At 48.3% G+C, this 21576-nt stretch carries 16 protein-coding genes; 6 read left to right on the top strand and 10 right to left on the bottom strand.

Annotation, left to right across the window (positions count from 1 at the left end):
- Positions 1 to 110 precede the first annotated feature (110 nt).
- On the top strand, positions 111 to 1376 hold the full coding sequence (locus J7438_RS01260) for a 6-phosphofructokinase (RefSeq protein ID WP_209275118.1): 1266 nt from the start codon (positions 111 to 113) through the stop codon (positions 1374 to 1376).
- 220 nt (positions 1377 to 1596) lie between these two features.
- On the opposite strand, the gene J7438_RS01255 is transcribed toward J7438_RS01260, so the two are convergent.
- The 9 genes from J7438_RS01255 to rpiA form a co-directional block, all read right to left on the bottom strand.
- Positions 1597 to 2940, bottom strand: coding sequence for a two-component system response regulator (locus J7438_RS01255; protein ID WP_209275117.1), 1344 nt, complete (start codon positions 2938 to 2940; stop codon positions 1597 to 1599).
- Positions 2941 to 2999: 59 nt separating this feature from the next.
- Positions 3000 to 3830, bottom strand: coding sequence for a CheR family methyltransferase (locus J7438_RS01250; protein ID WP_209275116.1), 831 nt, complete (start codon positions 3828 to 3830; stop codon positions 3000 to 3002).
- On the bottom strand, positions 3827 to 8005 hold the full coding sequence (locus J7438_RS01245) for a response regulator (protein WP_209275115.1): 4179 nt from the start codon (positions 8003 to 8005) through the stop codon (positions 3827 to 3829). The genes J7438_RS01250 and J7438_RS01245 overlap by 4 nt, the downstream gene beginning before the upstream one ends.
- Positions 8006 to 8681: 676 nt before the next feature.
- Positions 8682 to 9401 carry an ABC transporter ATP-binding protein gene (locus tag J7438_RS01240; protein ID WP_286196297.1) on the bottom strand — a complete coding sequence of 240 codons (720 nt, stop codon included), beginning with the start codon at positions 9399 to 9401 and terminating at the stop codon, positions 8682 to 8684.
- 2 nt (positions 9402 to 9403) lie between these two features.
- Complete coding sequence (gene livG, locus J7438_RS01235; protein ID WP_503003880.1) at positions 9404 to 10135, bottom strand: high-affinity branched-chain amino acid ABC transporter ATP-binding protein LivG; 732 nt, start codon at positions 10133 to 10135, stop codon at positions 9404 to 9406.
- Between the two features lie 54 nt (positions 10136 to 10189).
- Positions 10190 to 11530, bottom strand: a complete 1341-nt coding sequence (locus J7438_RS01230; protein WP_286196296.1) for a high-affinity branched-chain amino acid ABC transporter permease LivM — start codon at positions 11528 to 11530, stop codon at positions 10190 to 10192.
- A complete protein-coding gene (gene livH / locus J7438_RS01225; protein WP_209275113.1) occupies positions 11527 to 12453 on the bottom strand; it encodes a high-affinity branched-chain amino acid ABC transporter permease LivH in 927 nt (308 codons plus the stop codon). The genes J7438_RS01230 and livH overlap by 4 nt, the downstream gene beginning before the upstream one ends.
- Before the next feature lie 170 nt (positions 12454 to 12623).
- Entirely contained in the window at positions 12624 to 13760 is a 1137-nt protein-coding gene (locus J7438_RS01220; protein ID WP_286196295.1) for a branched-chain amino acid ABC transporter substrate-binding protein, read from the bottom strand.
- A gap of 256 nt (positions 13761 to 14016) precedes the next feature.
- Entirely contained in the window at positions 14017 to 14691 is a 675-nt protein-coding gene (gene rpiA / locus J7438_RS01215; RefSeq protein WP_209203347.1) for a ribose-5-phosphate isomerase RpiA, read from the bottom strand.
- Between the two features lie 125 nt (positions 14692 to 14816).
- Here rpiA and ilvA point away from each other — a divergent pair, with 125 nt between their 5' ends.
- From ilvA to J7438_RS01200, 3 genes are all read left to right on the top strand, one after another.
- Positions 14817 to 16379, top strand: coding sequence for a threonine ammonia-lyase, biosynthetic (gene ilvA, locus J7438_RS01210; protein ID WP_286196319.1), 1563 nt, complete (start codon positions 14817 to 14819; stop codon positions 16377 to 16379).
- 311 nt (positions 16380 to 16690) lie between these two features.
- Positions 16691 to 17050: a hypothetical protein gene (locus J7438_RS01205; RefSeq protein WP_209275111.1), complete on the top strand. Its 360-nt coding sequence runs from the start codon at positions 16691 to 16693 to the stop codon at positions 17048 to 17050.
- Between the two features lie 748 nt (positions 17051 to 17798).
- Positions 17799 to 18884 (top strand): hypothetical protein, encoded by a 1086-nt coding sequence (locus J7438_RS01200; protein WP_209275110.1) that lies wholly within the window; start codon positions 17799 to 17801, stop codon positions 18882 to 18884.
- Positions 18885 to 18962: 78 nt separating this feature from the next.
- Here the strand turns inward: J7438_RS01200 and J7438_RS01195 are convergent, their stop codons facing one another.
- Positions 18963 to 19565, bottom strand: coding sequence for a LysE family translocator (locus J7438_RS01195; protein ID WP_209275109.1), 603 nt, complete (start codon positions 19563 to 19565; stop codon positions 18963 to 18965).
- 230 nt (positions 19566 to 19795) lie between these two features.
- Between J7438_RS01195 and J7438_RS01190 the strand changes: the two genes are divergently transcribed.
- Positions 19796 to 21145 (top strand): aminotransferase-like domain-containing protein, encoded by a 1350-nt coding sequence (locus J7438_RS01190; RefSeq protein WP_209275108.1) that lies wholly within the window; start codon positions 19796 to 19798, stop codon positions 21143 to 21145.
- A gap of 2 nt (positions 21146 to 21147) precedes the next feature.
- On the top strand, positions 21148 to 21330 hold the full coding sequence (locus J7438_RS01185; protein WP_209275107.1) for a DUF2878 family protein: 183 nt from the start codon (positions 21148 to 21150) through the stop codon (positions 21328 to 21330).
- Positions 21331 to 21576: the final 246 nt, after the last annotated feature.

Below are 21576 nucleotides of genomic sequence, written 5' to 3'. Positions count from 1 at the left end.
AGCCCATAAAATTCATGCATAACAGCGTTACCAATAAACTCTTGATCGGGTATCATCTGCAATCAACCAGGAACACAAAACAACACACAGCAACACCCGGAATTTAACCGATGACATTGAAGCACGCTTTTTACGCACAGTCTGGCGGTGTTACCGCTGTTATCAATGCCAGCGCCTGCGCGGTTATTGAAACAGCTCGTCGTTACCCGGATAAAATCGGTAAAGTCTACGCAGGGCATAATGGCATACTGGGCGCTTTGCGTGAGGAGCTTATCGACACCTCCTACGAGTCCGATGAAACCATCGGCGCATTACTTAGGACTCCCGGCGGTGCCTTTGGCTCCTGTCGTTACAAGCTGAAGTCATTTGAAGAGAGTGAATCGGAATATCGTCGGTTAATTCAAGTCTTTCAGGCCCATAACATTGGCTACTTTTTCTACAACGGTGGCAATGACTCCATGGATACTGCCTGGAAAGTGTCCCAGCTCAGTGAAAAAATGGGATACCCGATTACCTGTATCGGAGTCCCCAAAACCATCGATAATGACCTTGCGGTTACCGACAACTGTCCGGGCTTTGGTTCGGCGGCCAAATACCTTGCCGTATCCACCAAAGAGGCCAGCCATGATATTGCTTCCATGTGCGACACTTCAACCAAGGTGTTTGTCATGGAAGTCATGGGACGACATGCTGGCTGGCTGGCAGCAGCTACCGGCCTTGCTGCCCGCCAGGATGGTGATCCACCGCATATTATCCTGTTCCCTGAGTTGCCGCTGGACAAAGAAAAATTTCTCAAAAAAGTCCATGAAACCGTCAATAACGAAGGTTATTGCGTGATCGTTGCTTCAGAGGGTGCCAAATACGACGATGGCAGTTTTATCTCCGCGTCAACAACGGTAATTGACTCCTTTGGGCACCAGCAACTTGGCGGTGTAGCTCCAGCCCTGTGTAATATGATTAAGCAGGAACTGGGTTACAAATACCATTATGCTGTCGCTGATTACCTTCAGCGCTCTGCCCGCCATATCGCTTCACGTGTTGACGTGGAGCAGGCTTACGCTGTGGGTAAAGCAGCGGTTGAACTGGCCGTAACAGGTCACAATGCCGTAATGCCTGCCATCATTCGAGAGTCTGACATGCCGTATCGCTGGGCGATCAAAGAGGTAGCACTGGAAAAGGTTGCCAACTTCGAACGTACAATGCCACTGGACTTTATCAATGAGGATGGCTTCAACATTACCCAAACCTGCCGGGGCTATCTTGAACCATTGATTGAAGGCGAGGAGTACCCAGCTTACCTGAACGGCTTACCTCGTTTTGCCAGGTTGAAAAAAGTGTTTGTCGAGAAACAGCTGGATACAGCATTCGACGTGTAATGTTAACTTAACCGTTCATTGATTAACCCGGATATTTCATAAACTGCCTCGAATCTCGCGCACGACCACATGGATGTGGGAGGTAGGGCGACGCAGGATGCCAAAGCCGAGGACTTTGTCGCTCTAAGGGATTTTGTGAGGGAGCGCCGTACCGGGGAGTACGGTCGACTGAACAAAACTCCCTTAGAGCGGCAAAGGACAAGCGAGAGCGGGAGCACGTTTATGAAATATCCGGGTTAAGGTCGGAGTAAAACCGAAAGTCATTCCGACCTTCATTCTTCGCCACATACATGGCTTCATCTGCCGCCTTGATCAAACCGTCAGCATCGCTGCCATTCTCAGGGTAAAGTGCAATACCAATGCTGGTACCTACTTTTCTTGCAGTATCGCCCAGCTCATGGGGTTCCTTAAGTGCAGCAAGAATTTTATTGGCAACCGTTCTGGCATCTTCCGGGTTACTGACATCATCCAGTACCACGGCGAACTCATCACCACCCAGCCTGGCAATCAGGTCAACCTTACGGATACAACCCTCCAGACGACTGGCAACACTGGTCAGTAACTGATCCCCTGCATCATGGCCAAGCTGATCATTGATCTGTTTAAAATGATCCAGATCCAGAAACATAACCACTGTCTTATTATGGTAGCGGTCACTGCGGTCCATTGAAGACTGAAGAAACTCCCTGAATAACGTCCGGTTAGCCAGACCCGTCAGGCTATCATACTTAGCCATTTTCACTAGCTGGTCTTCCAGCTGTTTGCGCTCAGTTATATCCTGAAAGACAAACACGGCTCCCTGAACCGCGTTCCTGCTATTAACGATGGCCGCAATATTGAACTCCGCCGGAAATCTTCCCCGGCTCACGTTGATTAATTCAGTGGACTGTTTAAGTGTCCCGCCTTGTTCCAGGCACTCACGATAAATAGCTGACTTCTGCCATTGCTCCTGAGCTGTTTCACCCGTGGTGTCGTCCAAAAGAAACTGGCTGATGTGCTGATCCAGAAAAGCTGCTTCAACGCCGCCTAACAACTCACAGGCTGTCGGATTGATAAAAGTTATCTTGCCTTCTTTATCTACCCCGACAATACCTTCTCCTGCACAGTCCAGCAGCAGCTTGTTCTTCTGGCTGATCCATTGCAGCTCCCTGGTTACCTGTTCAAGCTCCAGCCGCTGTTCCTCCAGCTGTAAAAATACTTTCACTTTACCCAGAAGAATTTCCGGCACAATCGGTTTAGGCAAATAGTCAACAGCCCCCGACTGATAACCCTTGGCTACGTAGTTTTGATCTTTATTAATCGCCGTCACAAAAATGATCGGGATATTGGCCGTTTGCTTGTTACTGTGCATCAATGTAGCTGTCTCAAAGCCATCCATGCCGGGCATCTGCACGTCCAGAAGAATAACCGCAAAGTGATGGGCCAGAACTTCAGACAGTGCCTTCTCGCCAGAATCCACCTTGTGGATCTCAGCCCCCAGCGGCTTCAGTAACTTATCCATCGCCAGCAGGTTTTCCGGGCGGTCATCCACAACCAGAATTTTGACTTTGCTCTTTGTCTCCATAGCAGACAATCCCTGTCTTATTCCCAAAAGGTTCCATAGATTCTGTCAGCCGACTGAATTCACGAGCCCAGCTTCCTGTATATCCGCAGCGTATTACTGACATCTTCAAGATGGTTTCTGATCTGGCTGAACTTCAGGTTCTCTCTGCGCCCGATACAGAGAAATCCCCTCGGGCATAAACTGTCGTTAATCAGAGTTAACGCCCTGTCCTGCAACTGCTCATTGAAATAAATAAGTACATTGCGGCACATCACCAAATGCATTTCGCCAAAAACCCCATCCGTCACCAGGTTGTGATTGGCAAAGGTCAGCCGTTCCGATAAACGACTGTTGACCTTGATTGAATCATAGAGGCTGACCCAATAATCACTAAGCTTATGCTTCCCACCGGCAAGGCGGTAATTGTTTTCATAAAGTTCAATATCTTCTGCCGGATAAATCCCCTTTTTGGCCAGATTCAGAGCATCATCATTGAAGTCCGTGGCGTAAATCTGACAACGATCCAGTATCCCTTCCTCTGCCAACAGGATCGCCATAGAGTACACTTCCTGACCGGATGCACACCCTGCATGCCATATCTTGATAAACGGGTAAGTCTTGAGCACAGGAATGACCTCTTCCCTCAAGACTTTAAAGACATCCGGGTCCCGGAACATTTCCGTCACCACAACGGAAATACTTTTCACAAAGCGATAAAATGCACGTTGATCGTGCAGGAACAGGGGAATCAACTCACTGATATGGTTGATGCCGGTCTGCTCCATGTATTTTCTTACCCGACGGATCATGGATGCTTTGGCATAGTCATGAAAGTCATAGCCATAGTGCTTCTTGACAGCGTCCAGCAGTAAGTCGAGTTCCAGATCAGCTACCGGGCAAGTCTCCATCATCGCAGCAGCCACACCTTCAGCATTGCTGTCAGCTTGTCCATATCCAGCGGTTTGGTCATGTAATCATTGGCTCCTGCCTCAAGGCATTTGGCCTTATCACCTGCCATGGCCTTGGCGGTCAGGGCTATCACCGGAAGTTCTTTGAATTCATTCATTTGCCGAATAGTGGCAGTGGCTTCATAGCCATCCATAACGGGCATCATAATATCCATTAATACCAGTTCAATGCCGTCTTCTTCCTCAAGCTTGCTGATCGCATTTTTGCCATTGTCTGCCAGCACAACTTCCAGCCCCATGCCCTGAAGGGCTTTGGAAAGAGCAAAGGTATTTCTCAAATCATCATCAACCAGCAGAATCTTGTGTCCATCAAGACGCTTCTCTGACCCGGCCACCGGCTCATCGGGCGTATCATCCAACTGATCCTTATTAACGGTATGCAAGAACAGGCTGACTTCATCCGTGATTCTTTCCAGGGCTCTATCACCTTTCATCACCATGGCATTGGTGAATTCCTGCAACTGGGAATGTTCTGTCTTATCTACAGGGTGCGCGGTGTGAATGACCACTGACGGCATATCTGATCCCAACTTGCCTGTCATTTTTTCCAGGAACTCCAGCCCTCTTACTTCCCCAAGCTCCAGGTCCATAATCAGGCAATGCCACTGTTGATCAATAAGCCTCTTCTCAGCTTCTTCTGCTGTGCTGGCATACCCTACATGGAGCCCTTTTTGCTCCAGCATGCTGCCTACCTGGGATCTTTGCTCTTCATCCAGATCGAGAATCAGTACATCGTGAATATCCTGGCTAATGGCCTGTCCAAGGGTCAAAAACGCTTGATCAATATCGGTAACCGTCACGGGCTTTCTCAAATAACCAACAGTGCCAAGGCTGGAAACCGACTGCGGATCCCGTCCCGAAACAATATGCACCGGAATATGTCTGGTTGACTCATCGCCTTTTAACTGAGCAAGTACCTCCTGCCCATCCATATCCGGTAAGCCTAAATCCAGAATAATGGCTGATGGTTGATGTTGTCGGGCCAGGGCAACTCCCTGCTCTCCTGTTTCTGCATGCAAACAGCCAAAGCGATGTTTACCCGCCAGTTGACCAAGAATGGTGACAAAATGAGGATCATCTTCAATAACCAGTAACTGGTAATCAAACGATGCCGCAGGCTCAGATAACTCCGCCTCCTCCGGCTTATTATCTATTTCTGGCTTTTGAGCAGGAGCCTCTGACGCTCTCACAGACTGGTCAAACACATCGGACACATAGTTTTCTGCCAGTACTTTCTCAGGGCCAAGAGAACACACTGGATTAGTCGGCAGGAACAGGGTAAAGGTGGTTCCTTCACCTTCCTTGCTGTCCAGCTCAATAAAGCCCCCCAGAAGTTCTGCCATCTCTCTGGAGATCGCCAGACCAAGCCCGGTGCCGCCATATTTTCGGCTGGTAGACCCATCGGCCTGCTGGAATGAGCCAAAAATCGATTCCTGCTTCTCTTTGGGAATCCCAATCCCACTATCTTTAACAGCAAAACCAGTCCAGGTATCGTCTGAAAAATGGCCAGAGCGGGTTTCATTAAACATCCTTACCTGAACACGGCCTTCCTCGGTAAATTTGAACGCATTAGAAAGGAAGTTCTTGATAATTTGCATTAGCCGCTGGCTATCTGTGAAAACAGACCGGCTGGTACCGCTCTCTATGCTGATCTGAAATTGCAGACCACGGCTTTCTGCCAGTGGGTTAAACATGGCTTCAATACTGCCTTTGATCTCGTTCAGGGGCGTATCATCAAGATTGACCGACATTTTTCCCGCTTCAACCTTGGACAGATCAAGAATGTCGTTGATCAGCTCGAGTAACTCTTTACCACCGTTGTAAATCACCTGCGCAGACTCTACCTGGTCCTCTGTCAGGTTACCTTCGTCGTTTTCTGCCAGCATCTGGGAAAGGAGCAATAAAGAATTCAGGGGCGTGCGCAGCTCATGGGACATATTGGCAAGAAATTCAGATTTATATTGACTGGCCCGGGCAAGTTCCTCCGCCTTTTCCGTTATCTTTTTACTGGACAGCTCAATATCTTTATTCTTTCTCTCAATCTCTTCTTTCTGGAGCATCAGCTGTTCGCTGAGTTCTTCCAGTTCGACATTGGATTTCTGCAGCTCCTCACTCTGGGCTTTCAGCTCTTCTTCAGACTCCTCCAGAATACCGGCTCGCTTTTCCAGCTCTTCATTAACCGAACGCAGCTCTTCTTTTTGTTCCTTTAGTGCTTCGGATTGCTGGGTGGTGGTATCAAGCAGCTGATTAACCCGGGTTCGATACTGGGCAGAGTTAATGGCAATGGCAATACTTTCAACAGAATGTTGGAGAAACAGGCGCTGCTCATCCGTCATTGGACCAAGCCGGGCAAACTCAACTCCCCCTTTCAGATCATTTTCATAGCACAGCGGGACAATGATCAGATGAGTTGGTCTGGCAGAGCCCAGTCCGGACGCAATTTCCATATAGCCATCAGGTACATCGGCTATCTCCATCGTTTCCCTTTCCAATGCTGCCTGACCAATCAGCCCCTCACCCATGGCAAAAGACTTTGCATGTTGATTGCGTTTACTCCAGGCATAGGTGCCCATCAACTGCAGCCGGTTGTTATCATCTTTTACAAACATGGCACCGGAATGCATATCCAGATAGCGGGCAATATAAGTCACAATGTTACGACACAGCTCAGCCATCGCCTGCTCACCACGCACACTGTTATACAGCCCGGCCATACCTTCCTGAAGCCAGTTTTTCCGGGTATTTTCCGCACTGACGGTACGCAACCTTTCAGTCATCTGGGCAAAACTGCGACTGAGTTCGCTGATCTCATTATTACCATTCAGGACAGTCCCTTCGGCATAGTCACCTGCGGCGACTCGATTGACCCACCGGGTAATCCGACGGATGGGCTTCACCAGTTGTCGTGTAACAAACAGAGCAATAACCACAACCAGGGCAAAAGTGATGGCGATAAGCACAAAAAGGCGTTGTTGAAAGTCCTGAACTGATGCAAAAGCATGCCGGTGCGTTACTTCTGAAAGGATGACCATAGGGGTTCCGGCAATATTTATTGGTAGATAAATCCCCAGAACTTCTTCACCATGAATGTAGCTTCGAATATGGTTCAAGCTTGCTTTAGCCGCCCGACCGAACACGTCCTGCTCGTCCAGATTTAAAGCGTCAAGACTTTCTGAAATGGATTCCAGATCATGCTCATGCTGGCCAATAGACTCAAAAGCATGACCATTATCTGCTGAGAATTCTCCGAAATGGTCCTCTTCCTCTCTGTAGCTCCCATCATCCTCAAGATGGCTTAACCATAGGTTAATGAGCGGATTATCATCGCCAAATTTAAGCTGCTCCTGATTTTCAAACCGGGTACCAAAGCGAATTTTACGATCCTTACCGACAAGAAACGACGAGAGACCGACGTCACTGGACTCACCTTTATCAAACATCACCTGAATATTCTTCGGGTGAATCTGCACCGCAATAAAACCCACCGCTTTCTGGAAGGAATCCGCCAGCGGTAATATTAAAAAGATGACTTTCTCATTGCCTATGGGCGGGTAGGCAGCAAGGTCGGCATACTTTGGCTGCTGATCATTCAGGCTGGCTTTAACAGCCAAGGAAAACAACGTATTTTCCAGTTCTGAAGAAAACAGGTTTTCTCCTAAATCACTGTATTCATTCACTGTGAAGAGAATATTGCCTGCCGCATCGCCCAGAATCACATCGGAGTAGTCATAGAATCGCAGGAAATCCACATACTCCATGGAGTACTTTTCATAGATATCCCCGTATTCCCTGGAATTAATAAACTCAGAAACCGGCTGGCTTTTAAATCCTGGAGCCATCACCAGTTCGGTAATAAATGCTTCGGAAGATGATGCCATAATGAATAAATTGGTTAACACCGTATCAAAGTATTCATTAATGCGTTGAGTTAACTGAAAATTTACTGATGAAAGCTGATCATAACGATCTTTGACAATGGCTTCTTTTCCGGTCTTGTACTCATTCAGCCCAACAATCACAACAGGCCCAATGGATAAAACAATAAACCAGAGAAAAAGCGTGAGTGCCAGACCACCCGTCTTTCGCTGCCTGTTTTCACTGGGTGATTCTGAACTCATGGCCTGATCTCTGTGCTTTGGCAAAGGATGGAGTCTGGAGCTTTTCCATCTCTTAATCATCGTTAAATAGCACAAAAAAATTAGGGTTCTGTCCCATAGGAACCAAAGAAAAATCCATCACAGAGATAACTGCTGTCGGTGGTTATAAACCAAGATGAGATCAACAGTGGGTATGCTGATGATTTGAAGGGGAGTGTTGTTCTGGACTGGTAAAAACCTCGGCGGGCACCCGCCAGGTCTTTGTAGCCATAGGCTTAACCCTGATATTGCCGGATGACTACTGAATCAGCATTCCAAGGGTAACCAGTGAACCCGCCAAAACGCTCAGTGAGCTGGCTAACATCAATACTTCCGGTGTGGTCAGCTTATCGTATTCAGGTTTCATGATGCACTTCCTTGTACTGCTAGTTCAGTTATAGGGAAAGTATAGTACTGGGAACATGGCCTTATAACCAGAACTACCACGCCACTTACTGGTTGATTTCAAATGAATAAATAAAAAATAATGATAATTTTAATTACTATCAAAAATTTAAATTGTTATTTTGATTCCAAAATATGGCTGATACTAAAGTTTTACCCAGTTAACCTATTGAAACCAAAGCGGCTTCTGCCAGAAGTTCTCTCAAAGCCGCGTATGGCAAACCCTTCAGAAATCAAAGGAAAAATACTGCAATCACCCGCCCAGATAGGCCTCCTGCACAGATTTATTCACTAGCAGAGCCTGTCCGGAGTCATGCAGAACAATCTTCCCATTTTCAAGCACATAGCCGCGATCAGCCAGCTTCAGCGCCTGGTTGGCATTTTGCTCAACCAGAAAGATCGTCATCCCTTCATCCCTCAGCCTGGCAATAATGTCAAAAATCTGCTGAATCACGATAGGAGCCAGGCCCAGTGAGGGTTCATCCAGCAGTAATAGCCTGGGCTTACTCATCAGTGCCCTTGCTATGGCCAGCATCTGTTGCTCACCTCCAGACATCGTGCCTGCCCGCTGGGTGAGGCGCTCCTCAAGGCGCGGGAATAGCTCAAGAACATGGCGATACAGCTGACGATAATCCTGCTCATCGGTAAAAAAGCCCCCCATGCTGAGATTTTCTTCCACGGTAAGCCGGGAGAAGACACGCCGACCTTCCGGCACCAGTGCGATACCGGAGCGCATGATATCCGCCGTATCGTCCCGGGTAATGTCCCGCCCACCATAAAAGATCTGTCCACTGCTCGCCCGTGGATCACCACAGAGTGTCATCAGCAGAGAGGTTTTTCCCGCACCATTGGCACCAATTAACGTCACAATTTCACCGGCCCGGATCTCTACACTCACGTCATCCAGTGCCTGAATCTGGCCATAAAAGGTAGAAACATGCTCAAGGCTTAGCAGTGGTTTATCGTTATTCATACTCAGGATTCCCCTAAATAAGCCTTGATCACTTCAGGATGACTGCGGACTGCTTCCGGTGTTCCGGATGCCAGGGGCCTCCCCTGATTAATAACATAGATCCGGTCCGAGATTTCCATCACCAGTTTCATATCGTGTTCAATAAGCAGCACTGATACACCATGATTTTTTCTGAGATCGGAAATCAACTTATCCAGCTCCCGGGTTTCATTAGGGTTCAGTCCTGCAGCAGGCTCATCCAGCATCAACAGTTGTGGATCGGTCACCATACAGCGGGCAATTTCCAGTCGTCGCTGCTGACCGTAGGCCAGGTTTCCGGCTTCACGATTGGCAAACTCAGTCAGGCCCACTTTATCCAGCCAGTAAGCGGCCCGCTCCATGGCTTCTGCCTCACTCTTGCGAAACGAAGGTGTTTTAAACAGCCCGGCCAACAACCCTGTGTTCAAATGACGGTGCTGGGCCACCAGCAGATTTTCCAGAACCGTCATGGCTTTAAACAAACGCACATTCTGGAAAGTTCGCACCACACCTAAACGGGCGATTTTAAAGCCAGGCAGCTTTTCTACCGCCCGGCCCTGAAAAAGAATCTTCCCTCCGGTTGGCTTATAGAAGCCGGTCAGACAATTAAACACTGTCGTTTTCCCGGCACCGTTCGGGCCAATCATGGAGACAATTTCGCCTTTACGAACTTTGAGCGCCATCTGATCCACGGCCAGCAGACCGCCAAAGCGCATACTGAGATCCGATGCTTCCAGCAAACACTGACTCATCTTATAACTCCCTGCAGATTAAACGCTTTCAGCAATGGGCTGACGATTAACAGAAGCATCATCTTTTTTATCCGACTGATGATCTTTCAACTTCAGATGCGGACGTTTCATGGGCATCAACCCCTCCGGACGCCACATCATCATCAACACCATCATCAGGCCAAACATCAGCATCCGGTACTCCTGAAACTCCCGGGCAAACTCTGGCAGTACCGTCATAATAACGGCGGCAAGAATAACGCCCATCTGTGACCCCATGCCTCCCAGAACCACGATCGCAAGGATGATGGCTGACTCAATAAAGGTAAAAGACTCCGGACTAATAAAACCCTGCCGGGCCGCAAAGAAAGTACCGGCAAATCCGGCAAACGCTGCACCAATGGTAAAGGCCGACAGTTTGATGGCTGTTGGATTCAAACCCAGTGAGCGACAGGCAATATCATCTTCCCGAAGCGCTTCCCAGGCCCGGCCAATGGGCATTCTCAACAGGCGATTAATAATGTAGAGCGTTAACAGCACCAGAAGCAGCGCCAGGATATAAAGGAAAATCACTTTATAGCCGCTGCTGTAGTCAATCCCGAAGAACTCGTGAAATGGTACATTGCCGTCTTCTTTGGCTCGCCGGGAAAATTCCAGACCAAACAACGTTGGTTTTGGAATCTGACTGATCCCGTTCGGCCCTCCGGTAATTGAGGTCCAGTTATTCAGCAAAATACGAATAATCTCGCCAAAGCCCAGGGTAACAATGGCCAGATAGTCTCCACGAAGCCTTAACACCGGAAACCCCAGGATAAAACCAAAGAATGCCGCCATAACCCCGCCGATCAACAGGCAGCTCCAGAAATCAAGACCAAAATATTGGCTCAACAGCGCATAACTGTAAGCTCCAACGGCATAGAAGCCCACATAACCAAGATCCAGCAAACCTGCCAGACCAACAACCACGTTAAGGCCCAGACCAAGCATGACATAAATAAGTGCCAGTGTTGCCAGGTCCACCGCACCACGGGAAACAAAGAAAGGCCAGACCATCAGCCCGGCCACGACAAAACTGATCAGCAGCCGCTTCAGAGGTTTATTATCATCCAGTGATGGCAGCTGAACCTGCGGTAGTGGGTTGTGTTTTTTGGCTCCCTGCCAGAAAGCAGAGATGGGGTTCCGGAATAACTGAACCAGGAAAACCAGAACAGCACCAGCAAGAATCAGCTGCCACCGTTCACTGGCCGCAAAGTAAACGACCAACTTTGTATTTTCAGTGGATAGCTGAACCCCGAGCATTAACACAGCAAGCAGCAACAGCGCTCCGGTTGCCATAAAAGCGGGAAACCAGCGCAGTGTGGTAGATGACTGACTATTCATACCTTTTCTACCTCCGGCTTGCCAAGAATCCCTGAAGGTCGGAATAACAGAATCAGCACCAGCAGACTAAAGGCGACGACGTCTTTATATTCGCTACTGAAATACCCTGCGGTAAACGCTTCGGTAACACCAAGAATCAGGCCGCCAAGTACAGCTCCCGGAATACTGCCGATGCCACCAAGAACCGCCGCAGTGAACGCTTTCAAACCCGCAAGAAAACCAATATAGGGGTTAATAACGCCGTAATAGAGCCCCAGTAAAACACCGGCCACCGCAGCCAGTGCCGCACCGATAATAAAGGTCAGGGAGATAACCTGGTTGGTATTGATGCCAAGAAGCCGGGTCATGCCCAGGTCTTCTGCACATGCCCGGCATGCACGCCCCATCCTTGATTTGGAAATAAACAGCGTCAGCAGTGTCATGGTGATAAACGTAATAATGAAAATCACCACCTGCATGTACGACAGAGTGACATTAAGCTCATCAGCGGGCCCAAACGTCCAGCCACCGGTAATCAGGCTGGGCATTGCGATATCTCTCGAACCCTGGGCGATACGCACATAGTTCTGAAGAAAAATAGACATACCGATTGCCGAGATCAGGGCAATCAATCGATTACTGTTTCTTAATGGTCGATAGGCCACCCGCTCAACGGCAAAGCCATAAGTACTGGTAATAATAATGCTGATGATAAAGGCGGCGGCCAGCATCAGGGCAATACTGTCAACCCCCATCAAGGCAAGACCGGCCAGCACGGCAAAGGCAACGTAGCTGCCGATCATATATATCTCGCCGTGGGCAAAGTTGATCATTCCAATGATGCCATAGACCATCGTGTAACCGATGGCTATCAGGGCATAGGTGCTCCCGACAGTAAGGCCGTTCAGCAATTGCTGAATAAAATAATAGGCTGACTCAGGCATGGTCGAATCCATAAAAAAGGCCCGCATGTTGCAATAACGCTTATGGCGTTCTGCACTCCTTGCAGGCCTTTTACTGCTTTCTCATTGTTAGACTGGTGCCGTCTGGTTATTCGACTGCACAGTATTTCCTTTATTAATACCCTGCCCATGCAGGCAGGGCAGTATTCCGATCACTTGGTCAGGGCAGTTTTGCTGCCATCAGAATGCCACTGATAAACGACAAAGCTGAAGTCCTTCAGGTCGCCCTTGCCATCAAAGCCAAGCTCACCGGTTGGTGTTTTGAAGTTATTGGCACGCAGGCTGCTGGCAACTTTCTCAGGGTCTTCACTGGCGGTCAGCTTCATGCCATCTGCCATGACCTGCACCGCAGAGTAAGCGGGAAAGACAAATGGGCCGGAAGGATCTTCACTCCTGGCCTTGAATGCCTCCACCAACCGGGCATTGGCCGGATCCTGATCAAAACTCTTGGGCAGAGTCACCAGCAAGCCTTCTGAGGCCTCACCGGCAATGGCAGAGATATCCTTGTTGCCGACACCTTCAGGCCCCATGAACTTAACATCCAGTCCCTTCTCTGCACTCTGGCGCAAAATCAGGCCCAGCTCAGGGTGATAACCACCGTAATAAACGAAATCGACATCCTCTTTCTTGAGCTTGGCAATCAGGGCAGAGAAGTCTTTGTCGCCGGCCGTTACACCTTCATAAAGCGCAACGTTAACTCCGGCCTTCTGAACTTCATCACGAACACTGGCGGCCAAACCTTCACCGTACTGCTGCTTGTCGTGAATCACTGCCATTTTCTGTGGTTTTACCGAATCAATGATGTATTTCGCAGCCGTTGGCCCCTGCATGCTGTCCAGACCAATGGTTCTGAAAACCAGCTCATAGCCACGGGTGGTGATGTCCGGGCTGGTTGAGGCGGCAGTGATCATCAAGACACCTTCATCTTCATAAATATCAGAAGCAGGCTGAGTTGAAGAAGAACAGAGGTGACCGACAACAAATCGAATATCGTCGTTTACAATCCTGTTGGCAACCGCTACGGCTTGCTTGGGGTCACAGGCATCATCGAAGACAACCCCTTCCAGCTCCTTGCCATTGACGCCACCCGCCTGGTTAATCTGCTCAATGGCCATTTTGGCACCAATAAACTGCATATCGCCGTACTGGGCAACCGGTCCGGTTACCGGGCCTGCCAGGGCAATTTTGATGGTATCTTCTGCGGATGCGATGGATGCACTGCCCAGTGCCGCTGTACCCGCTAACACGGCAGTAAAGACTGCCATTTTTTTATTGAATGATTTCAGCATGTCAGTCACTCTTTATTGTTGTTTTTCATGCCTGAGTTTACAGAGCATTCGCCAGAAAGTGGCCGCCCTCCCCCGAAACTCAGGACTAAACCACAGGTTACGCTCAACGCAGGTCGCCAAGCATTTTTATTGTTAGCAATGGCTATATTAAGGATTTTTTCTATTCGATCCAGCCTAATATTGCGGTTTTTTTATGGAAACAGCGGGAGCCAACTATCCACTAAAGATCACAACTGTTCCAGAGAACCCGTTTTAATCATTTGCCGGTAATTGTTCTAACACCGTCGTTTGTACCCAACAGCAGCACATCAGCAGGACGACAGGCGAACAGACCATTGGTCACCACACCAACAATGCCATTGATCTTTTGTTCCAGTGCAACCGGGTCCAGCATCTTCATATTCCAGACATCCAGAATCACGTTACCATTATCGGTCACAACCCCTTCGCGGTAGGCAGGATCCCCTCCCAGCTTTACCAGCTCCCGGCCAACATAACTGCGAGCCATGGGAATGACCTCCACCGGCAATGGGAATTCACCCAGCACACCCACCGCCTTGCTCTCATCGGCAATGCAAATGAACTCTCTGGCTACCGCTGCAATGATCTTTTCCCGGGTCAGTGCCGCACCACCCCCTTTAATCAGGTGAAGATGTTCATTGGCTTCATCTGCCCCATCAATATAAAAGCGCAGGTCAGACACCGTATTCAGATCATAGACAGGAATACCATGGGCCTTCAGCTGCTCAGTAGATGCCTCAGAACTGGAGACACAGCCATCAAAATCATCCTTGTACTCAGCCAGCGCATCAATAAAAAATCGCGCGGTAGAGCCGGTGCCAACACCGATCACCATATCTTTTTCCAGATGGGGCAGGATATATTGCAACGCGGCTTCGGCGGTGGCCTTTTTGAGCTGATCCTGATTCATGGGGTTACCTGATAATACTGAGCGGTTAATAGGGCTGAAAACGCGCCGTATATTACACCATTTTCCGGCAAATTGGACGAGTGCCATCCTGAAGCTTATTCCTATAGAATGAGAGCTTCACAGCACTGCCTGAACTCAATAAAGCTAACAGAAGACACCAGCAGGACAGCATGCCACACCGTTATATACGAAAAATACTGGAAGCCAGGGTCTATGATGTCGCCATCGAAACCCCGATTGATGAGGCCCGCTTCCTCAGTCAGCGCCTGGATAACCGGGTTCTCCTGAAGCGGGAAGACTTACAACCGGTATTCTCCTTCAAAATTCGGGGCGCTTATAACAAGCTGGCCCAGCTCACGACGGCAGAAAAAGAACGTGGCGTTATTGCCGCTTCGGCCGGGAATCATGCCCAGGGAGTAGCCCTGGCCTCCCGGGAAATGGGGATCAAGGCCACCATTGTCATGCCGGTCACCACCCCCGAGATCAAAGTGAAGTCGGTACGGGCTTACGGGGCCAGGGTCGTACTGCATGGCGACGCTTTTGACCAGGCTCTGGCTCACTCTTTTACCCTGGTTGAAAAGCACGGCTACACCTTTATTCACCCTTATGATGATATAGATACCATCGCCGGTCAGGGCACTATTGGCATGGAGATCCTGCGTCAACAGACCGGTGCCCTGGATGCGGTGTTCATCCCGGTGGGCGGCGGTGGTCTGGCGGCAGGTATCAGCACCTATATCAAGTACCTGCGGCCCGACGTCAAAGTCATCGGTGTTGAGTTTGAAGAGTCGGCCTGCCTGAAGGCGGCGCTTGATGCGGGTGAACGGGTTGTCCTGCCCCATGTGGGCATCTTTGCCGATGGGGTAGCGGTGGCACAGATCGGTGAAGAGACATTCAGGATCTGCCGGGATTGTATCGACGAGGTCATCACCGTCACCGCCGACGAAATCTGTGCCGCGATCAAGGATATCTTTGATGATACCCGCTCTGTCTGTGAGCCTGCCGGTGCCCTGGGCATTGCCGGTATGAAGAAGTATGTCAGCCGGGACAAGGTCCGGGGCCAAACCCTGCTGGCCGTTGACAGCGGTGCCAACATCAACTTTGACCGTTTGCGCTATGTCTCGGAACGCACAGAGCTGGGTGAAAAGCGGGAAGCGATCATCGCCGTTACCATTCCGGAGCAACCCGGTAGCTTTAAACAGTTCTGTGAACTGCTGGGCCGCAGAAATATCACTGAGTTTAACTATCGCTACCATAACCCGGGCAAAGCCAGAATCTTTGTCGGTGTTCAGGTCCACCCGGATCAGATGCCCATCGACCGGCTGGTTAATGAACTCCAGCAGCAAGGCTATCCCGTGGTTGACCTGACCGATAATGAAATGGCCAAACTTCATGTTCGGCACATGGTGGGCGGGCATAGCGAAGCGGTAAACAACGAACAGGTTTACCGGTTTGAATTTCCGGAGCGCCCGGGAGCCTTATTAAACTTCCTGAGTAAACTGGGCCAGCGCTGGAATATCACCATGTTTCACTATCGCAACCATGGAGCGGCCTATGGACGGGTTGCGATAGGCCTGGATGTCCCGGAAGAGGAACACCAGCATATCCCGGAATATCTTGATGCCATTGGCTACCGTTACTGGTCTGAAAATGAGAATGAGGCTTATAAGGCGTTCCTGGGAGACTAGTACACCATTTCAATGAGTTTGAGGTGTATAACCTCCGTTCACCCTGAGCGGAGTTTAGACGCCATATAAAAAGAACCCATCAATTACATTGAAAACGTGTACCAGGAGGCTGACCATGCAGGTCGGCACCTGAAGAAGCCGACACCCGAACCAACCGCCATGCACCATGATCTCTAAGTTTTATGGCGTATGCCGGTGGGGCCTCGAGCCCAAAAATCCAATAAATAGATACTCACCAAACGATCCTACCTGCAACAACAAACTTTACTCTTTCCTGAGAAGAGGAACAGCCACGGAACTTATTAGTACTTTTGCACTCTAAAGGTTTTAAGCAAATTAATCATAAGAGCGAAATAACACAGGGATATTACATAATAGATCAAATTAAACTGGATGCTCAGGCCGCACGTTTATATACATGGCACAAAAATGCAGAATCCTTACTGCTAATCAGGGCCATAAAATGCCTTGTTAATGGCATCAAGACATATTATGGTCGTTTTTCTGTAAGCGCCTTAGACAGTAACAGCCAAAAGCTGATGAAAGAACACCCAGATGCACAGTATACCCAAAAACTCCGTAAACCATTAAATGTCTTTGATATTAGCATTCCGTCAGCCTGTAAAAGCTCAACTCCCTATATTTCCAATAAAATAGAAAAAACTGTATAAAAAAGGACGCGGAATGCTGGTTAAACTGACTTTCAATGAGAATGGCAGTGTTGCCCCAATCCCCATATATAATTCGGATAATTCCTATCCCCCATAAACCTTAATCAAGCAGTCCACCGCTCTGATACTGACACCGAAGCACCTGGAAAAAAAATAGTCTGCCGACATTTCGCCTGGGCTTATGCCACAAAAGTGTTTGGTCGGAGAAAAGATTTTCATAAAGTAGCTACCCCGGAAAAAATACAGTCAACCTTTGCAAATACACCTGATCGTCCTTCATCATTTGCGCACCATCATCCAAATGAATTAGAAAATGACCCAATTACAAAAAAATCCTTCTTTCGAAACCCGGTTTGGCTGCACACATTACCGTTGAAGATCTTGGAGCGAGCTTCCTATTTAATGGAGCACTCGTTAATATTGATGACAGGAAGAAATCTGCTGATGAATGCGATGTCCAGTTCTTTGGTGGCCGACCTTCCTCGCTGCTTTTAGAACCCGGGAATATACATCATCCCTTATTCAGAAGGAAGAGCTCCTGATTGATAGATCACCAAAAGTAGTTAACCTGATATTTTTTTATAAGCCGGGATGCACGATCCCAGCTTATAAAAAACATACAGCCTCTCAAACATAAAGCATCACTCTTACCTGAGCTGAGGGATAGCCGTGGAACTTTTTAGAACTTTTATACTCTAAAGGGTTTCGAGCAAATGAATCATAAGAATCAAGCAAGGGATATCATGTAATGGATCATATCAAGCTTAGTGTTTTGTCAGCACTATCACATTCATGGTGCAGACATTCAGAATCCTTACTGCCAATCAGGGTCATAAAATCCCTTGTTAATGGCATCAAGGCACTGTTTGGTCGTTATTCTGTCAGCGTTTTAGACGGTAACACCCAAAAGCTGATGAAAGAACACCCAAATGCATGGTTTACCAAAAGCCTCCATAAGCCATTAAGTGCTTATAACATCAGCATACCGTCAGCCTGCAAGAGTTCAACCAGCTATGTTTCCAATAAGATAGACAAACTGCATGATGAAGGGCGCATACTTAAGGTTAAACTTGCTTTCAAACAGGATGGCAGTATTGCTCCAATTCCCATGTATTACTCCATTAAACCCTGGCACTCAAAGTGCCTTAACTGCACAGTACGTCGCTCTGATACTGACACCGTAGCACCTGGAAGAAAAATAGTCTGCCGACACATCGCCTGGGCTTATGCCACAAAAGAGTTTGGTCGGGGAAAAGAGACTTTTAAAAGAATAAACACCCCGAAAAAGATACAGTCAATCTTTGCAAATACACCTGATACTCCTATAAGTGATGCGTACAGTAATCCAGATGGATTAAAAAACGGGCCAATTACTAACAGATCCTTTTATGCCGATGGATATTATTTCCACGAGGGAGCGTTTTCTGAGGCTCTTTCGGGGCTGGTAGAAAAGTATTGGAATATACCTGCTGGCGATGAAAAGAATTTTTTGTTTGGTACACAAGGTGATTCAAGATTTAGTCACGTAATGGCCCTGAGATTAAAGAAGCAGGATGGATGCATGAAGGTTATTTTTTATGACCCTAACGAAACAATTATGCACAAAACATTCCTACTCTCGGAACCAGGTTTGGCTGCACACATTACCAGCAAAGATCTACAAGCCAGATACCGTAACATCTTTGATGGATCACTAACTAATATTGATGACAGGAAGAAATCTGCTGATGAATGTGATGTCCAGTGCTTTGGTGGCTCACCTGACGGCTTGCGATGTGACCCGGAACCAGGGCATCATCATCATCCCTTATTCAGAGGTAGACGTAATGGTTGACAGATCACCCCACAACTTACCTGGCATTTTTTATAAACCGGGATTAGCGCTCCCGGCTGATAAAAAAGATACCGTTTCTCAGACATAAAATAATGCAACCGATGCGGCCGTCAGTGAAGCCAGAGACCAGTTAAAAGCCCTTAAACTTTGCTCATTTTTCAGAAATCGCCTCAGTCCTGAGCCAAAAACCACCCAGACTGAACAACAAGGCAGATTGATTAGAGAAAATATCACCCCAACCAGTAAAACAGAAAGCGTGTAGTTATCACCGGGCAATGTAAAAACAACAGCACTACTGACGGCCATCATCAGGGCTTTCACATTCACAAACTGAAAACTGATGGCCTGAAGAAAAGTCATTGGTCTTTTACTGTCCGCCTGTTCTGCAACACTGGCAGCCGTGGCAATCTTCCATGCCAGCCACAATAGATACATGGACCCAATATATTTCAAACCCGTTTGCAGCTGTGGATACCTCTCAAAGACACTCCCCAGTCCAAATGCAACCCCAAGAAACAGAATAAAGAACCCGATAGAAACACCTAGCATATGGGGAATACTTCTGGCAAAGCCATAATTTACACCGCTGGCTGCCAGCATAATATTATTGGGCCCTGGTGTAATACTGGAGCTCAAGGCAAAGGTTACCAATGGTAACCAGAGTATCTCTATCTCATTCATTTTTCCCTCAGTATATTTTAACAATGCCCTTGAAATTGCCCCCATACAATCAAACAAACGACGATATTAAGGCTCCAATAAAGTATGATATACGGACAAAAAAGCGTGCAATTAATAAATTGTCACCATGACAAAGATATCATTTCAAACATAATAAAAAGACAATGGATAAAAAAATAAGCTTCCCGGGCTGGCTGAAATGCCTTTCCTTCAAGTCCGGCCCCAAATATATGGCTCTCGCCGATGCCATCGAGCAGGCCATTAAAAACGGGTCATTACACTCAGGCGATAAACTGCCTACTCATCGCTGGCTTGCCGATGTTCTTAACGTAACCATTGGTACTATTACCCGGGGCTATGCTGAAGCTGAAAGACGACGGTTGATTACCGCCAGAGTGGGCAGTGGAACCTTTGTTACCGGTAAGGTCTGGCAGCAGGCCCAATTCAATGTACCTCAAAAACCAGAGTCAACGCTTATTGATATGAGCCTGACCCTTCAGGTTCCGGCACCGAGAGAAGAGATACTGGCCGAGACGCTGCAAATGATTGCATCAGACCCTCTGCGCATGACTGCGCTGCTGGACTATCTGCCTGAAACCGGGCTTGAAAGGCATCGCAGTATCATTGCCAGGTGGCTTGCACCGCTGTCGATCCATGTAAATCCAGACAATATTCTCATCACCAATGGGGGCCAGCATGGCAATATGATGGCTCTTCAGGCAGCCACCCGGCCAGGGGACACCATCGTTTCCGAGTCCCTTACCTATCCGGGGTTCATTAATGCGGCAAGACAATGGCAAACTCACCATATAGGTTTGCCGATGGATGAGCATGGCCTGATTCCAGAAGCACTGGAACAATGCTGCCTGCAACACCGCCCGAAACTGCTGTATCTAATGCCATCCCTGCAAAATCCGACAGCGCTCATCATGCCAATGCAACGGCGAGAACAAATCATTGAGATAGCACGCAGGCACAAACTGCTGATCCTGGAAGATGATGTACAATTCGTCGCTTCCGAGAAACGACTGACATCGCTCTACAGCCTTGCTCCTGACCTGGTAATTTACAGCGGCAGCTTCTCAAAAACGCTGTCGGGTGGATTAAGGACCGGCTACCTCTGCTACCCTGCTCACCTGAGAGAACGTTTGGTCATGGCCATAAGGAGCGACTGCTGGGTGCCACCACCATTGATGGCTGAAATTGCCAGTGAGTGGATTGAATCCGGTATTGCAGAACAACTGATTTGCTGGCAGACCGAAGCCATTGCCAGGCGTCAGGAACTCATGACCCACCACCTCAAAGGTATGGATATACAGGCACAAACTTATAGTTTTCATGGCTGGCTCAAGCTACCTGAACCCTGGCGGGCAGAGACTTTTGTACGACATCTGCATAATAAGGGAGTGAAAGTGCTCCAGTCAGAACTGTTTGCCGTTGGCAGCTACTCAGTTCCCCAGGCCGTACGCCTTTGTATCAGCAGCCCTGATAGTGACAATAAAGTTCAGTTCGCTTTGAAAACCATTCGGGACATCCTGACCGTAGAACTGGAACCCATCTATCGCCCACTGGTGTTCTAATAATGATGACAAACGACAAAATAAAACTGATTGCTAATTATCTGCTTTTCCAGCTTGGCTGGCTTGCTTGTGTTCTTTGGGGGGATCAAATTGCCCTGGCTGCAGCCGTAATAGTCCTTTTTATCCACTTGCTATGGATAGGTAACTGGCATAAAGAAAAACAAATACAGGTAAGGCTTCTCTGATACCGGTTGCCTGGAACTTTATCGGGCTGACAAGGTCGTATTCTATCGTTGTCATTCCCAAACGATTCTCCAATTGGAAACAGGGAGGACCTCCAAACAAACCATGCAGTCACCTTCCTCCTCAGCAACCGCAGATACTGTATCCCGGTTAACATCCACTGAAGCTGGAAGAGACGAGCCGTCAACCAGCCGCAAACGCAAAAGAAAGCGGAGCATGGCAGGTCGCCAGATTGAACAGACAACAAC

Origin of the sequence: Thalassotalea sp. G20_0 (assembly GCF_017744175.1) — a bacterium.
In the GTDB taxonomy this organism is placed as follows: Bacteria; Pseudomonadota; Gammaproteobacteria; order Pseudomonadales; family Endozoicomonadaceae; genus Endozoicomonas.
This window is presented reverse-complemented; position numbering and strand designations above follow the sequence as displayed.

Bases quoted from the DNA above. Each gene is read 5' to 3' on its own strand.
- J7438_RS01185 (WP_209275107.1), top strand. From the start codon at position 21,148: ATGATGACAAACGACAAAATAAAACTGATTGCTAATTATCTGCTTTTC.
- J7438_RS01255 (WP_209275117.1), bottom strand. From the start codon at position 2,940: ATGGAGACAAAGAGCAAAGTCAAAATTCTGGTTGTGGATGACCGCCCG.
- J7438_RS01195 (WP_209275109.1), bottom strand. From the start codon at position 19,565: ATGAATGAGATAGAGATACTCTGGTTACCATTGGTAACCTTTGCCTTG.
- rpiA (WP_209203347.1), bottom strand. From the start codon at position 14,691: ATGAATCAGGATCAGCTCAAAAAGGCCACCGCCGAAGCCGCGTTGCAA.
- J7438_RS01200 (WP_209275110.1), top strand. From the start codon at position 17,799: ATGGATCATATCAAGCTTAGTGTTTTGTCAGCACTATCACATTCATGG.
- J7438_RS01260 (WP_209275118.1), top strand. From the start codon at position 111: ATGACATTGAAGCACGCTTTTTACGCACAGTCTGGCGGTGTTACCGCT.
- livG (WP_503003880.1), bottom strand. From the start codon at position 10,135: ATGCGCTTTGGCGGTCTGCTGGCCGTGGATCAGATGGCGCTCAAAGTT.
- J7438_RS01250 (WP_209275116.1), bottom strand. From the start codon at position 3,830: ATGATGGAGACTTGCCCGGTAGCTGATCTGGAACTCGACTTACTGCTG.
- J7438_RS01230 (WP_286196296.1), bottom strand. From the start codon at position 11,530: ATGAATAGTCAGTCATCTACCACACTGCGCTGGTTTCCCGCTTTTATG.
- J7438_RS01190 (WP_209275108.1), top strand. From the start codon at position 19,796: ATGGCTCTCGCCGATGCCATCGAGCAGGCCATTAAAAACGGGTCATTA.
- J7438_RS01240 (WP_286196297.1), bottom strand. From the start codon at position 9,401: ATGAATAACGATAAACCACTGCTAAGCCTTGAGCATGTTTCTACCTTT.
- J7438_RS01245 (WP_209275115.1), bottom strand. From the start codon at position 8,005: ATGAGTTCAGAATCACCCAGTGAAAACAGGCAGCGAAAGACGGGTGGT.
- J7438_RS01220 (WP_286196295.1), bottom strand. From the start codon at position 13,760: ATGCTGAAATCATTCAATAAAAAAATGGCAGTCTTTACTGCCGTGTTA.
- livH (WP_209275113.1), bottom strand. From the start codon at position 12,453: ATGCCTGAGTCAGCCTATTATTTTATTCAGCAATTGCTGAACGGCCTT.